This is a genomic window from Flavobacterium potami (genome assembly GCF_020026915.1).
GTDB classification, from domain to species: domain Bacteria; phylum Bacteroidota; class Bacteroidia; order Flavobacteriales; family Flavobacteriaceae; genus Flavobacterium; species Flavobacterium potami.
In genome coordinates, this window is record NZ_JAINUY010000002.1 from 1 (window position 1) to 15,963 (window position 15,963).

General features: G+C 35.0%; 12 protein-coding genes and 1 rRNA gene. 12 read left to right on the forward strand and 1 reads right to left on the reverse strand.

The window, feature by feature from the left end; all coding sequences use genetic code 11:
- Nucleotides 1-83 (forward strand): 5S ribosomal RNA (gene rrf, locus K6T82_RS05800); the annotation flags it as partial.
- Between the two features lie 170 nt (nt 84-253).
- On the opposite strand, the gene K6T82_RS05805 is transcribed toward rrf, so the two are convergent.
- Nucleotides 254-1,270 carry a proline-specific peptidase family protein gene (locus K6T82_RS05805; RefSeq protein ID WP_223704999.1) on the reverse strand — a complete coding sequence of 339 codons (1,017 nt, stop codon included), beginning with the start codon at nt 1,268-1,270 and terminating at the stop codon, nt 254-256.
- Nucleotides 1,271-1,447: 177 nt separating this feature from the next.
- Here K6T82_RS05805 and K6T82_RS05810 point away from each other — a divergent pair, with 177 nt between their 5' ends.
- The 11 genes from K6T82_RS05810 to K6T82_RS05860 all read left to right on the forward strand — a co-directional run bounded on the left by K6T82_RS05810 (nt 1,448) and on the right by K6T82_RS05860 (nt 15,959).
- Nucleotides 1,448-1,888 carry a PepSY-like domain-containing protein gene (locus K6T82_RS05810; protein WP_223705000.1) on the forward strand — a complete coding sequence of 147 codons (441 nt, stop codon included), beginning with the start codon at nt 1,448-1,450 and terminating at the stop codon, nt 1,886-1,888.
- A 144-nt stretch (nt 1,889-2,032) separates the two neighbouring features.
- A complete protein-coding gene (locus tag K6T82_RS05815; RefSeq protein ID WP_144215121.1) occupies nt 2,033-3,061 on the forward strand; it encodes a LacI family DNA-binding transcriptional regulator in 1,029 nt (342 codons plus the stop codon).
- Nucleotides 3,062-3,120: 59 nt separating this feature from the next.
- A complete protein-coding gene (locus K6T82_RS05820; protein WP_223705001.1) occupies nt 3,121-3,957 on the forward strand; it encodes a helix-turn-helix domain-containing protein in 837 nt (278 codons plus the stop codon).
- An 86-nt stretch (nt 3,958-4,043) separates the two neighbouring features.
- The gene (locus tag K6T82_RS05825) at nt 4,044-4,586 is read left to right on the forward strand and encodes a YbhB/YbcL family Raf kinase inhibitor-like protein (protein WP_223705002.1); all 543 of its coding nucleotides are present in this window, start codon (nt 4,044-4,046) and stop codon (nt 4,584-4,586) included.
- Nucleotides 4,587-4,864: 278 nt separating this feature from the next.
- Nucleotides 4,865-7,018, forward strand: coding sequence for an alpha-glucuronidase family glycosyl hydrolase (locus tag K6T82_RS05830; RefSeq protein ID WP_223705003.1), 2,154 nt, complete (start codon nt 4,865-4,867; stop codon nt 7,016-7,018).
- Nucleotides 7,019-7,178: 160 nt separating this feature from the next.
- Nucleotides 7,179-7,916, forward strand: a complete 738-nt coding sequence (locus tag K6T82_RS05835; protein ID WP_223705004.1) for an SDR family NAD(P)-dependent oxidoreductase — start codon at nt 7,179-7,181, stop codon at nt 7,914-7,916.
- Between the two features lie 124 nt (nt 7,917-8,040).
- Nucleotides 8,041-9,204 carry a mannonate dehydratase gene (gene uxuA / locus K6T82_RS05840; RefSeq protein ID WP_223705688.1) on the forward strand — a complete coding sequence of 388 codons (1,164 nt, stop codon included), beginning with the start codon at nt 8,041-8,043 and terminating at the stop codon, nt 9,202-9,204.
- 201 nt (nt 9,205-9,405) lie between these two features.
- Complete coding sequence (locus K6T82_RS05845; protein WP_223705005.1) at nt 9,406-12,000, forward strand: glycosyl hydrolase 115 family protein; 2,595 nt, start codon at nt 9,406-9,408, stop codon at nt 11,998-12,000.
- An 85-nt stretch (nt 12,001-12,085) separates the two neighbouring features.
- Nucleotides 12,086-13,195, forward strand: a complete 1,110-nt coding sequence (locus K6T82_RS05850) for an endo-1,4-beta-xylanase (RefSeq protein WP_223705006.1) — start codon at nt 12,086-12,088, stop codon at nt 13,193-13,195.
- 274 nt (nt 13,196-13,469) lie between these two features.
- Nucleotides 13,470-14,903 (forward strand): MFS transporter, encoded by a 1,434-nt coding sequence (locus K6T82_RS05855; protein ID WP_223705689.1) that lies wholly within the window; start codon nt 13,470-13,472, stop codon nt 14,901-14,903.
- A 21-nt stretch (nt 14,904-14,924) separates the two neighbouring features.
- Nucleotides 14,925-15,959 (forward strand): glycoside hydrolase family 43 protein, encoded by a 1,035-nt coding sequence (locus K6T82_RS05860; protein ID WP_223705007.1) that lies wholly within the window; start codon nt 14,925-14,927, stop codon nt 15,957-15,959.
- Nucleotides 15,960-15,963: the final 4 nt, after the last annotated feature.

Here is a 15,963-nt window from a genome sequence, read left to right on the forward strand (position 1 = left end):
CTCTTCCCATCCCGAACAGAGAAGTTAAGCCCGCCTGCGCAGATGGTACTGCAGTTATGTGGGAGAGTATGTCGTCGCCTTTCTTTTGAAAAACCCTATCCAAATCGGATGGGGTTTTTTGTTTTTGATATATTTTGGGAAAACTTTTTCAAGAAATCATGGGGCGGACAGCGCGACCCGAAGGGTAATGCCCATATGAGAAATATATTTATCTGTAAATTTTTGAATATTAGCCTTTTGTATTTTGGAGTGATTAAGTTTTTTCAAGATTAACGTCGTTAATAAATTGAATTACACCATTCATGAAAACTTTTTGATCATCCCACATTGCTAAATGACTTCCGTTTGGACAGTATAAATAACGGCCTTTTTTAACTAATTTACTCTGTTCTTCCATTGCTTTTGGATCCATTGTGTCATATTTTGCACCAATCATGAGGGTTGGAATGGTAATTTCATGTAAACGATTTTTAATATCCCATTTTGCTAATCTTCCACTTATTCCGAATTCACTTGGACCTTGCATTAGAGTATAAATTTCTCCATTAACATGTTTGCTGGCGCGATTTAGTCCATCTGGCCATTCTTCTAATCTACATAAATGCTCTTTGTAGAAATTTGGAAGTAATAACTCCATATATCTGGGATTATCGAATTCTTTTTTAGCTTCAAGAGCTCTTATTTCCGATAAAACTTCTGGTTTCATTTGTTTTGCTAAAACTTCGTCAGCATATTTTCCATATTCAGGAGCGCTTGCCATCATGTTTGAAACTAATAATCCTTTTAGATTCTGCTGATATTTTAGAGCGTATTCCATTGCTAAAATTCCTCCCCATGAATTTCCCAATACATAAAAATTATCTTTATCAGCATTGATGGCTTTTCGAACTTGTTCTACTTCTTCTACAAATCTTTCTGTTGTCCATAAACTGCTGTCTTTTGGCTGATCGCTGTAATAAGAACCCAATTGATCGTATTCATAAAATTCAAAACCTTCGCGTTGAAAAAATGTTTCAAAGCATTCCATATATTCATGAGTCATGGCTGGTCCCCCATGTAGCAATAAAATTTTGATTTTAGGATTATTTCCAAATCGTTTTGTCCAAACTTTGAATTCTCCAACAGGTGTTTTTATAGGAATCATTTTGACTCCTGCCGATTCAATTTTATCTTGATCGTAAGTGAAATATTTAGATAGTGTTTTGACTTGTTCTTCATTTTTACATGATGTCGCTAATAGTATAAGCAGAAAAATAGAAATGTAACGCATGTGTTTTTGTTTAACGGTTTATACTAAATTAAGAATTTTAATGAAATGTGTGTAAAGAACTTTTTTGAGTATAACTATTGGTTTATCAGTTTGTTATAAAGATAAATGTTTCTTAAATTAATTTGAATGTAAGTTTTCTTACAGTAAATTAGTGTTGCTATATTAAAAAATCAAATTATGAAAACGAAAATATTTTTAGCTGTTGCATTGTTAATAGTAACAATCTCGGCCAGCGCCCAAAAGAAAATCGAAGTAACAGAACTGCCAAAACCTGCACAGGATTTTTTAAATAAACATTTTAGTTATACTTCAGTAGAAAAAGCACAAAAGGACCCTGAACATGGTGAAAAAGGTTTTGAAGTAAAATTAAAAGATGGAACAGAAGTAGAGTTTTGGAAGGACGGCTCCTATCGTGAAGTAGACGGCGGAGACAAGCCAATTCCAACTGATTTTATTCCAGATAATATTAAGGCTTACGTTGCAAAAAATCATCCGAATGAAAAAATAACGCACATTGACTATGGGCACAAAGATCTTGACGTAGATTTAACCAATAAAATCGATTTGGAATTTACCAAAGACGGTAAAATTCTAAAAGACAAAAAGAAAGACAAGTAACCATTATTGTCACAATGAATGCTCCGTAAAATACCAGATTTATAAAGTCGGGATATTTTAGGGACATTTTAATTTATAACCAATTTTCGAAAAGAACATCTTGAAAGAAAATAGTTTATATTTACATCTTCTATTAGTTTTTTTATGGAAGAGAATAAACATGTAACGATTTACGATATTGCCGAAAGACTTAATTTGGCAACATCAACCATTTCACGAGCTTTAAAAGATCATCATACCATTAGTGATAAAACGATAAAGAAAGTGAAAAAAACCGCTGAAGAAATGGGATTTGTACCCAACACTTTAGCTGCAGGTTTGCGTGGAAATAAAACCAAAACCATTGGCGTTTTGATTCCCACCGTTACACAGCCCTTTTTATCGTCTTTAATCAGCGGAATCGAGATTACCGCTCAAAAATCTGATTATACTGTAATCATCATGCAGTCGCACGACTCGTATGAAGAAGAAGTTAATATGGCGAAATCCTTGTACAGCAATCGTGTGAGCGGTGTAATTTGTTCATTGGCTATGGAAACGCGCGACACATCGCATTTTCATCAATTCTCAAACAATAATATTCCGTTAGTTTTTGTCGACAGGGTTCCGAAAGATTATAATACTTTTAGAGTAGTGATCGATAATTATTCGGCTGGTTATAAAGCGACAAAACACCTTATAGAGCAAGGTTGTATTCGTATTGCGCACATTACGGCAGGATCAGAATTAGGGAATTTATATAATGAAAGAAAAAGAGGTTACATAGAAGCCTTAAAAGATCATAATGTTGATATAGATGAAAATCTGATCATCAATTTAAATTCGGTTACGTATGAAGACGGTGTAAAAGCCAGTAATGCTTTATTTGATTTGAAACCAATGCCAGACGGATTATTTGCTCCTGGAGATATTATTGCCGTGAGTGCTGTGCAAACGGCTAAAAAACGCGGTATAAAAGTACCAGAAGAATTTAAAGTAATTGGTTTTAATAATGACCCAATTTCGCAGATTATCGATCCTAATTTGTCGACCATTACACATCCTGCTGAAAAAATGGGAAAAGCGGCGGCTGAAATCATTATCAAGAATTTGAAATCGGCTAAAAATGACGATGCTAAAGAAATTACCTTTTTAAATACAGAAGTACTCGCAAGAGAATCTACTCAAAAATAAAATCAAAATATTCTAAATAATAAGGCTTATCGATTCGTTTGGTAAGCCAATATTTTTTTATGAAAACAATTACACTTCCAGACGAAATGAATTTAGAAAAATCACAACAGGTACATGTTGTGGGGTATAGTAGTTCTAAAGACGTTGCGAAACAGCAGATTATTCTAAATCAGAACATAATTAGTTTTTTGATTGAAGGAACAAAAGAAGTCATTTTTGATAATGAAGCCTTGTCAATAACACCTTCTAAGTTTATAATAATGCGATCTGGGAATTGTTTAATGACAGAAAAAAGAGTTTCTGAAACTTCTCTTTATAAAAGTGTTCTTTTGTTTTTCTCTAATGAAATGCTTCATAATTTCATTAGAAAAATAGAATCCGAACGATCAGAATCTATCGTAGAAAAATCGGTTTATGCCTTTGATTATGACGATTTTTTAAAACGTTTTGTAGAAAGTTTAGCCGATATTTCTAACCTTTCAAAAGGAATTCAGTCAAAATTATTGGAAGTGAAGTTTGATGAAATTATGCTTTATCTGACTGATAAATACGGAACTGATTTTCTTTATTCTTTAACCACAAATAGTGATGATGCTTCGCAAAAATTCATTCGAACTGTCGAAAACAGTCATTTGAGTAAACTGACGTTGAAAGAATTAGCTTTTTTATGCAATATGAGTGTTTCGACTTTTAAAAGAGAATTCGAAAAATACTATTCAGAATCACCTATAAAATGGTTTCAAAATAAAAGACTCGAGCATGCGCATTACTTGTTGAGTCAAGAGAAAAGCCCTTCTGAAGTTTATTTTGAAGTTGGTTATGAAAATCTCTCAAGCTTTAGCCAAGCTTACAAAATCAAATATGGCGTTACGCCCAAACATCACAAAACGATTTGAGCTTTTAGCAACAGTTTTTGAACCTTTGCCTAAAATTATTCAGCTGTTCCAAATCTAACTTTGCTTAAAATTTTAAATCAGATAAAATGAAAAAGCTAAGTTTAATTTTGGCGATGTCAGCGATTTTTTCGACATCTATTTTTGCACAAAAAACATTCACCTTAACGAGTAAAGATTTGGGAGGAGCAACAACTAAAGTTCAGGAGTTCAACGGATTTGGATGTTCTGGCGAAAATCAATCCCCGCAATTATCTTGGAAAAATGCTCCAGAAGGAACCAAAAGTTTTGCTGTAACCATGTACGATCCAGATGCTCCTACAGGAAGCGGATTCTGGCATTGGGTTGTGGTGGATATTCCGGCAAATGTAAACGAATTGGTAACCAATGCAGGAACTAAAAATCTTGTTCCAAAAGGAGCGATTCAAAGTATTACCGATTACGGAATCAAAGGATTTGGAGGGCCTTGTCCGCCAGTTGGTCACGGATACCACCAATATATCATTACAGTTTATGCTTTAAAAACAGATAAATTGGGAACAGAGGAGAATACAAATCCGGCAGTTGTTGGATTTAATCTTTGGAACCAGACTTTGGAAAAAGCCAGTATTGTAGCGTATTACAAAAGATAAAGGATTAGTAAAGAGTCTAAAATTTACACCCACTATAGGCAGGATAGTTTTTTAAATTATCCTGCCTTTATTTGTTAATGAAATTATTTTTTTTAAAAAAAGCAGCGCTAAAATTTTTTTCTTAAACAACAATCCTATATTTTTACGCAACCGATTGCAATTGTTGTTTTGTTTAGGATAATGTATTTTTTGAATTAAAATTTTATCAAATACTTTTAAACTGAAATAAAATATTGATTCTTTCAAAATAGAATTTGTAAAGAATAAATTAAAACCAAATGGCTTCATTAAGATTTGTTTTCCTGTTTCTTTTGATTTCCTTTTCGGCTTCGGCACAAAAGGATTATAAATTATGGCTTCAATATAATGCTGTGAGTAATTCGGCATTGGCATTAGAATACAAAAACAATCTTAAAGGAATTGTGGTTTTTGGAAATTCAGAAACCATTAAAATTGCTCAGAAAGAACTTCAAACAGGTTTTCAGGATATGCTGGGAACTATTCCAGAAATCAAATCAGAAATCAAAGGAGAGAATAATCTAATTATTGGTTCGCAATCGAATTTAAATGTGGAGATCAAAAACGAATTAAAATCTGATTTTGATAAAATAAGTACAGAAGGTTTTATTATCAAATCCTTTTCTTTTAAAAGCAAAAAGCAAATCATTATTACAGGAAAAAATGATGTTGCCGTTTTATACGGAGTTTTTAATTTTCTGAGAATATTACAGACTAATAAATCGGTTAAGAATTTAAACATTGCCGATTCTCCAAAAACAAATATCAGAATTCTAAACCATTGGGATAATTTAGATCGAACTGTTGAAAGAGGTTACGCCGGATTTTCGCTTTGGAACTGGCAGAAACTTCCAGATTTTATAGATCAGCGCTATCTTGATTACGCTAGAGCGAATGCCTCAATCGGAATTAACGGAACGGTTTTGACTAATGTAAATGCTAATGCTTTAATCCTGACGCCTCAATATTTAGAAAAAGTGGAAGCTTTAGCCAACGTTTTTAGACCTTACGGAATAAAAGTCTATTTAACCGCCAGATTTTCGGCACCAATCGAAATTGGAAACCTTAAAACCGCCGATCCAAAAGATACTCAAGTGATTAATTGGTGGAAAAACAAAGCGGCAGAAATCTATAAACGAATTCCAGATTTTGGAGGTTTTTTGGTGAAAGCCAATTCAGAAGGTCAGCCTGGGCCACAAAATTATGGAAGAGATCATGTCGATGGAGCCAATATGTTGGCTGATGCCGTTGCGCCTTTTGGCGGTGTAATTATGTGGAGAGCGTTTGTCTATTCGGAACATGATGCAAACGACCGTGCGAAACAAGCTTACGCGGAATTTCAGCCTTACGATGGAAAGTTCAAAGAAAATGTAATTGTTCAGGTTAAAAATGGAGCGATCGATTTTCAGCCGAGAGAACCGTTTCATCCTTTATTTGGCGCAATGCCGAAAACGCCTTTGATGATGGAATTTCAAATTACACAGGAATATTTAGGATTCAGCACACATTTGGTTTTTCTGCCAAAATTATTTCAGGAAGTTTTAGAGTCAGACACCTATCAACAGGGAAAAGGCTCGACCGTTGCCAAAGTTATTGATGGAACTTTATACCAAAATAAACTAACAGGAATTGCAGGTGTTGCCAATATAGGAAACGATTTAAATTGGACAGGACATCCTTTTGCGCAGGCGAATTGGTATGGTTTCGGAAGATTGGCTTGGAATCCGTATTTAGATTCTGAAACGATTGCTGATGAATGGTTGAAGAGTACTTTTTCAAACGATGAAAATTTCATTAAACCAGTAAAAAATATGATGATCGAATCTCGAGAAGCCGTTGTTAATTACATGACACCGCTTGGATTACATCATATTATGGACACTGGTCATCATTACGGACCAGGACCGTGGGTTTCAAATTTGTCACGACCAGAATGGAATCCGACGTATTATCATAAAGCCGATAAAAACGGAATTGGTTTCGACCGTTCTAAAACAGGAACTAATGCGACTGCACAATATGCGCCTGAAGTCGAGAGACTTTTTGATAATTTAGAAACTTGTCCAGAACAAGATCTTTTATGGTTTCATCACGTTTCATGGGATTATAAATTGAAAAACGGCCAAACACTTTGGAATGGCTTAGCGTTGAAATATCAGGAAGGAGTAAATCAGGTCAATGAAATGCAAAATGTCTGGAAGAAAACTGAAAAGTATGTTGATAGCGTACGTTTTCATGAAGTCGAAATGTTATTGGAAATTCAATATAAAGAAGCAAAATGGTGGCGTGATGCTTGTCTGCTTTATTTTCAGCAGTTTTCAGGAAAAGAACTTCCAACAGGAGTAGAAAAACCTACACAAACTTTAGATTATTTTAAATCATTAAAATTCCCATTTGCACCGGGAAATGGATAATAAATTGAGTAATATAACGCAGATTACACGGATTCGCTATCGCGAAGACACAGAAAAAAGACGGATTTTTTCCGATAAAAAATAAAAAATCCGCGTACATCAGCGTTTTCGCGATAGCGAATCCGCATCATCCGCGTTCAAATAAATATTTTTAAAAATTATGAGCAATAAAACAGCAATTGTAACCGGAGGAAATTCGGGATTAGGCTTTGCAACAGCAAAAAAACTTTGTGATAACGGAATCAAAACCTACATAATCGGAAGATCAAAAGAAAAAACAGAAGATGCCTGTGCGGCAATTGGAGAAAATGCTATTCCAGTAATCTTCGACTTAAATAATCTGGCTGGAATTCCTGCAATGATTGAAAGTATCACAAAAGAAAATCCAATTGATATTTTGGTAAACAACGCTGGAATCAACATGAAAAAAGAAATTCCAGATGTAACTGATGAAGATTTTCTTTCAATAATTCATACCAACTTACTAAGCGTATTTTCTGTGAGTAGAGAGGTGGTAAAAAACATGAAAGCTAACGGAAGCGGTAGTATCATCAACATTAGTTCAATGGCATCTCAATACGGAATTCCAAAAGTAATCGCGTATTCAGCAAGTAAAGGTGCTATTGAGTCAATGACGCGCGCTATGGCAACAGAATTAGCTCCAGCAGGAATCCGAGTAAATTGTATTGCTCCTGGATTTATTAAAACCAAAATGTCTGCAGCTGCTTTGGATAACGATCCAGAAAGAAAAAATAAAGTATTAGGAAGAACGCCAATGGGATTCTTAGGAGAACCTTCGGACATTGCAGATGCAGTTTATTATTTCGCTTTAAGTGAATCAAAATATACTACGGGTACAGTTCTGCCAGTTGATGGTGGAAATAGCATTGGATTTTAAGTCTAAATGAAATTGCTCGCAAAGACGCGAAGTCGCAAAGTATTTTTCTTTTAAGCTTTATTAAATAAAAACTTTGCGCCTCTGCGACTTTACGAGATTAAAAAATTAAGGGAGTATGATAAAAATGCAGCAAACCATGCGTTGGTTTGGACCTCAGGATAACGTAAAACTAATTGATATAAAACAAGCTGGAGCAACAGGAATTGTAACGGCTTTGCATCAAATTCCGGTTGGTGAAATCTGGTCGGTTCAGGATATTCAGGAAAGACAAGAGGTAATCAGAAATGCAGGTTTAGAATGGACGGTTGTAGAAAGTCTACCAGTTCATGAAGAAATCAAACGTGCTTCTGGAAATTATTTGCAATACATTGAAAATTATAAAATCAGTTTAAAGAATTTGGCAGATTGCGGCATCAAAATTATTACTTATAATTTTATGCCGATTCTGGATTGGGTGCGAACCAATCATAATTTTATAAACGAAGATGGAAGCAAAGCTTTGCTGTACAATCAAGATGCATTTACCTATTTTGATGTGTTTCTTTTGAAAAGACCAAATTCAGAAAATGATTATTCGGATGCGGAAAAAGAAAAAGCATTGCAATTTGGAAATCAATTGTCTGAAGATGAAAAAGCTTTGTTGTTTAAAAATGTTTTGTTGGGATTGCCAGGAAGTAAAATCAATTTTACGGCAGAACAGATTTTATCGCTTTTAGATAATTATTCCGATATCAACAATGAAAAACTAAGAGAAAACCTGATTTATTTTCTATCAGAAGTAACGCCGATCGCAGAGCTAAACGAACAAAAATTAGCGATCCATCCAGACGATCCGCCGTTTTCGGTTTTGGGTCTTCCGAGAATCGTTTCAACAGAAGCTGATTTGAAAGCGATTTTCAACGCTGTTCCTTCAACAGCAAACGGATTGTGCTATTGCACAGGTTCATTAAGTGCTGATCCAAAGAATAATCTGGAGAAGATAATCGGCGATTATGAAGATAGAATCCATTTTTTGCACCTAAGAAATACCATTCGCGAAAGCGAAACCATTTTTAGAGAATCGGAACATTTAAATGGTGATGCCAATATGGGCGCAATTGTAGAAAAATTATTACTGTTGATGAATAAAACCAAAGTAAGTCTGCCAATGCGTCCAGATCACGGTTTTCTTCACGAAGTGGACGAAAAGACAGAAACGTATCCTGGCTATTCTTTAACGGGAAGATTAAAAGGTCTTGCCGAGTTGAGAGGTTTGGAAATGGGAATTGGGTATAAATTGAATTTGTAAATAAAGAAATAAAACGTTCTGTTTGTCATTTCGACGAAGGAGAGTCGAAATGACAAAACTTGCGAGAGTTGTTGCGAAGTTTAGACCTGACAGGTTTTTAAAACCTGTCAGGTCTGCCATGAGTAAAGTAAAACTGGTGAAAACTATGTGCATTTAAACAAGTGAAACACCTTTTTACAGACAAAGAAAATCTATGATTCTATGTGTTTAAAAATTAAAACATCCTATATCATCTCACTACTTTTCCTAATCGGGTTAAGCACAAAATTGCACGCCATAAATCCAGAGAAATATGTGGTCAATCAATCAGCAAGCGAAAATTTCCCTTTAGTTTCAAAAGGAAAAATAGCTTCGATTTTGCTGAGTGATAAAGATTATGCAGGAGTTTTAAAAGTGGCAGAACATTTAGAAAATGACATTTTTAAAGTTTCGGATTTACATCCAAAAAGGATTAAAAAGATTTCTGAGGCAGAAGATTTTGTTGTTATAATTGGAACATTAGGAAAAAGCGAAATCATCGATCAATTAGCCAAAAAAGGAAAAATTGATAAAAATGCGCTTCAAGGAAAATGGGAAAAATTTACAACGCAGATTGTTGAAAATCCGTTTAAAGGAATCAAGAAAGCCGTGGTAATTGCAGGTTCAGACAAAAGAGGAACGATTTACGGAATTTACGATTTGTCAAATCAGATCGGAGTTTCGCCTTGGTATTTCTGGGCAGATGTTCCTGTGAAAAAACAATCAGAATTACATGTTTTGCCTGGAATTCATTCGCAAGGTGAGCCGAAAGTAAAATATCGTGGTATTTTTATAAATGATGAAGCTCCGGCTTTGACGGGTTGGGCTTTTGAAAAATACGGCGGATTCAATTCGAAATTCTATGATACTGTTTTTGAATTGATTTTGAGGATGAAAGGCAATTATTTATGGCCAGCAATGTGGGGCAGAATGTTTTATGTCGAAGATCCGCAGAACGCTGTTTTGGCCGATGAATATGGAATTGTGATGGGAACTTCGCATCATGAACCGTTGACAAGAGCGCATGCCGAATGGGGAAAAGCAAATGGGAAATGGGACTTTAGTAGCAATTCGGAAGCTTTGATTAATTTCTGGAAAGACGGAATTAAGAGAATGGGAAACAAAGAAACCCTTGTCACGATTGGCATGCGTGGCGATGGTGACGAACCCATGACGGAAGGAACGGCAATCGATTTGTTAGAAAATATTGTCAAAACCCAGCGAAATATCATTCAAGAAGTAACTAAAAAACCGATTGAAGAAACGCCCCAAATGTGGGCGCTTTACAAAGAAGTTCAAGATTATTACGATAAAGGAATGCGAGTTCCAGACGATGTAACGCTTTTATTGTGCGATGACAATTGGGGAAATATCCGCAAATTGCCAGAACTGAATGCTAAGCCCAGAAAAGGCGGTTACGGAATTTATTATCATTTTGATTATGTCGGTGGTCCGCGAAATTACAAATGGATTAATACAAACCAAATCGAGCGAACTTGGGAGCAAATGGATTTGGCGTATCAATATGGAGTCGATAAAATTTGGATTGTAAATGTCGGCGATATTAAACCAATGGAATTTCCGATCGAGTTCTTTTTAGATATGGCTTGGAATCCTGAAAAGTTTAACGCTGGAAATCTACAAGATTATTATGTGAATTGGGCAAAAGAGAATTTCGGAAATCAGTTTGCTGAAGAAATTGCCGAAATTTTAAAATTGTACACGAAATATAATGCGCGCAGAAAACCAGAATTGTTGGATGCTAAAACCTATAGCATAACTAATTATAATGAAGCAGATCAAGTTGTTGCGGAATATCAAAAATTGGTTGAAAAAGCCAATTCGGTAAACGAAAAATTACAGCCAGAATATAAAGACGCTTTTTATCAGCTGGTTTTGTTTCCAGTTTTGGCAAGTTCGAATTTGAATGAATTGTACGTGGCAACAGCTAAAAATCATTTGTATGCAGAAGAAGGAAATGCTCTTGCAAATATGTATGCTGAAAAAGTAAAAGAATTGTTTGAAAAAGACAATGAGCTTACGAATTATTATCATACGAAATTATCAAACGGTAAATGGAATTATATGATGTCGCAGACGCATATTGGTTACGATAATTGGCAACAGCCAGAAAAAAATGTGATTCCGAAAACAATAGAAGTTTCAGATAAAGCTCAATCGAAAGTTTCTGTTGAAAATTCGCCAAAAGCTGAACCATCAATTAATAAAAATTTAGATGGTGTTCACGGTTTTGTTGAGAACGACGGTTATATTTCAATAGAAAGCAAAAATTATTCAAAAGTTATAAATTCAGATTCTTTAAAATGGACTGTAATTCCGAATTTAGGTAAAACAGATTCGGGAATAACCATAAAACCTTCGAATATTCAGCCGATTGAAATTTCAGAACAATCGCCAAGATTAGAATATGATGTTCATTTTTTCAGTAAAGGAAAAGTAAAGGTAAAAGCCTATTTTTCACCGACAATCAATTTCAAAATGGGCAACGGATTGAAATACGGAATTGCTTTCGACTCAGAAAAACCACAAATCATGAACCTCAACGCAGATTCGACAGAGAAAAACTGGGCAGAATCGGTTGCGAATAATATTAAGATTATAAGCTCGACGCATCAAATAGAAAATGCAGGAAATCATGTTTTGCAAATTTATGCGATTGATTCGGCTTTAGTGCTTCAGAAAATTGTAATTGAAACGGAAGAAGGGAAAGTTTTGGAGTCGTATTTAGGACCGCCGGAGAGTTTTAGGAAGGAATAATTATTACGGATTTAGACCTGACAGGTTTTTAAAACCTGTCAGGTCTACGTCGAAGGAAAACTTTTAACTATTTAAACCAAAAGATATGAAATTCATTAAACCTTACTTATTTGCCGTCACGACCTTACTGGCAGTAAGTTGTACTTCGCAAAAAGAAACCGCTTCATTAAAAGATGCTTATAAAAACGATTTCTATATTGGAACTGCTTTAAGTGCAGATCAAATTGAAGTAAAAAAAGTTAAGGAAGATTCGCTGATTCGTAAAGAATTCAATGCTATTACAGCTGAGAATATTATGAAATCAATGTACACGCATCCGGAGAAAGACAAATATGATTTTGCTTTATCTGATAAATTTGTGGCGTATGGTGAAAAGAATAAAATGTTCATTCACGGACATACTTTGATTTGGCACAGCCAATTAGCGCCTTGGATGGAGAAAATTGCTGACAGCACAGAAATGAAAGCTTTTATGCAAGATCACATTAATACAATTGTTTCAAAATACAAAGGAAAAATCAATTCTTGGGATGTTGTAAACGAAGCTTTAAATGAAGACGGAACTTTAAGACAATCGGTTTTCTTGAAAACATTGGGAGAGAAATATCTAGTTGATGCTTTTAAATTAGCAGCAAAAGCAGATCCGAAAGCCGAATTGTATTATAACGATTATAATATCGAAGAACCAGCAAAAAGAGTAGGCGCAATTGCTTTAATCAAAAAAATAAAAGCAGAAGGAGGAAAGGTTGACGGAGTTGGAATTCAAGGACATTGGAGATTAAACAGTCCGTCAATAGAAGAAATTGAAAAAAGCATTTTAGAATATTCTGCTTTAGGAGTTAAAGTAGCGTTTACTGAATTGGACATTACAGTTTTACCAAATCCGTGGGACTTAAAAGGAGCAGAGATCAGTCAGAAATTTGAAGGAAGTGCAAAAATGAATCCGTACCCAAAAGCATTGCCAGATTCTATTCAAAACAAGCTTGCAGAACGTTACGCTTCAATTTTTAAATTATTTTTGAAACACAAAGATAAAATTAGCAGAGTTACTTTTTGGGGCGTTCACGACGGACAATCTTGGTTAAACGATTGGCCAATAAAAGGAAGAACAAATTATCCTTTGCCGTTTGATAAAGACTTGAGGCATAAAAAAGCGTACGATAGTCTTTTAAAACTTAAAGAAACTAAAGAATAAATACTAAAAAAGCCTAATTTTTGATAAATTGATCAACAATCGGTTGTGGTTTGAAAAATAACTTAAATAAAGTAAACTAAATTTGCATAATATGTTTTTTTGTCTAATTTTACACAACCGATTGTTTAAGTGGAATTTCTCGTTCCTGTAAGGTTTTCAAAACCTTGTAGGTATGATTAAAGAGCACTTTTAAAGGAATAGTGAACCTACAAGGTTTTGAAAACCTTGCAGGAGTAGAAACTAACTAACCAACAAAATGACCACAAACCCAAGAATGACTAACATTTCACAAAAACTATCCATCAAAGAAAAAATTGGATACAGCTTAGGGGACTTAGCAGCCAATTTGGTTTTTCAGACTTTGATGACGTATCTGGCGTATTTTTACACCGATATTTATGGCTTATCGCCAACCGATTCTTCAATCATTATGTTGATCGTTGGTTTGATTGCTGCTTTTATTTTTAATCCGATTATTGGAGTTTTGGCAGACCGAACAAGTACCAAATGGGGAAAATTTCGACCTTGGATTTTAATAACCGCCATTCCGCTTGGAGTTGTGGCTTTATTAGCATTTTCAACTCCTGATTTCTCTTATAAAGGAAAAGTAATTTATGCGGTCATAACCTATACTTTATTATTGCTTTTTTATGCTGCGAATAATTTACCTTATTCAGCTTTAAGCGGTGTAATTACAGGCGATATGAAAGAACGAAACAGTATGTCATCGTACCGTTTTGTGGCAGTTATGTTTGCTCAGTTTTTCGTTCAGGTTTTTATGCTCGGCATTATAAAAAGTGCTGGAAACGGCGATAAAGCAGTCGGAATCGAGAAAGTAATGACCGCGCTGGCAATTATTGGAACAATCATGCTTTTAATTACGTTTTTAACGACCAAAGAAAGAATTATTCCAAAACCTGAACAAAAGTCGAGCGTTAAAGAAGACTTGAGCGATTTGATTAAAAACAGACCTTGGGTAATTATGCTTACGCTGACTACTTTAGTTTTTGTGACTTTGGCTATGAAAGGCGGTTCGTATGTGTATTATTTTGAGAATTACGTGAACAAAGAACAATTAGCTGTTTTTATCCAGCCAATATTAGATTTTTTAACTACAATTGGATTGAATCATTTTGGAAATGATCCAGTTTCTGCAGGCTTTGGTTTATTCAATGCGGGTGGCATTATCTTTATGATTGTCGGCATTACATTGTCTAAAAATCTGGCAGACAAATACGGAAAACGAAATGTCTTTGGAGTATTTTTATTCATTTCGACTTTATTCATTATTGCTTTTTATTTCTTCCCGCCAGCGTCAATCGGATTGATGTTTTTCTCTCAAATCTTACACGGTTTTTTCTACGGAATCACAATTCCAATTCTTTGGGCAATGATTGCTGATGTTGCCGATTATTCAGAATGGCTGAATAACCGTCGAGCCACTGCGATTATTTTCTCTGCCATGATGGTTGGACTGAAAACTGGATTAAGTGTTGGAGGAGCTTTAACAACCTTATTTTTAGGTTATTTTCATTACGTTCCAAATGCTTCTCAACAATCAGAAACAGCCGTAAACGGAATAAAATTACTAGTGAGTATTTTCCCTGCAATCCCTTTTTTAATCGGAGCTGGATTGCTGTTTTTCTATAAAATCAATAAAGAAATGGAAGTGCAAATTGAAACAGACCTTAAACAAAGAAGAACTTAATTATTTAAACAAAATAGCACTATGCCTGAAGATAGCATTGAACACATTGATTTCAAGGAAATTGATGAACTGGCGATTTCAAAGCCTTTAGTATCACATATTTATACAGCCGATCCTTCGGCGCATGTATTCAATGGTAAAATTTATATTTATCCGTCGCACGATATTGATGCTGGAATTCCGTTTAACGATAACGGCGATCATTTCGGCATGCAAGATTATCACGTTTTTTCGATGGAAGATATTGCATCAGAAGCTGTAGATAATGGCGTTGCGTTACACGTAGATGACGTTGCTTGGGCTGAAAAACAAATGTGGGCGCCTGATGCAGCTTGTAAAAATGGAAAGTACTATTTGTATTTCCCCGCGAAACGTGCCAACGGAATTTTCCAGATTGGAGTGGCGATTTCAGATTCTCCAGTTGGGCCTTTTGTTCCAGAAAAAGAAGCAATAAAAGGAAGCTATAGTATTGATCCAGCGGTTTTTGAAGATGAAGATGGCAAACACTATATCTATTTTGGAGGAATTTGGGGCGGACAGCTTCAGAAATACCGAAATAACCAATACGACGAGAATAACGAAGAACCAACAGCAGACGAAAAAGAGTTAGGACCTATCGTGGCTAGACTTCGAGAAGATATGCTGGAATTTGACGAAGAACCTAAAGAGATTTTAATTCTGGATGAAAAGGGAGAAGTTATAAAAGCAGGCGATAACGATCGTCGTTTTTTTGAAGCTTCTTGGGTTCATAAGTACAACGGAAAATATTATTTCTCTTATTCAACTGGAGATACACATTTTATCTGTTATGGAATTGGAGATAATCCTTATGGACCTTTTACCTATCAAGGAAGAATCCTAAATCCGGTTGTGGGTTGGACATCGCATCATTCGATTTGCGAAGTAGAAGGCGAATGGTATTTGTTTTATCATGATTCAAGTCTATCAAAAGGGGTAACGCATTTGCGAAGCATGAAAGTAACAAAAATCGATTATTTAGAAGACGGTTCGATTATTACGATTGATCCTTACGGAATAAGAAGATTGATTGATTAAGAAT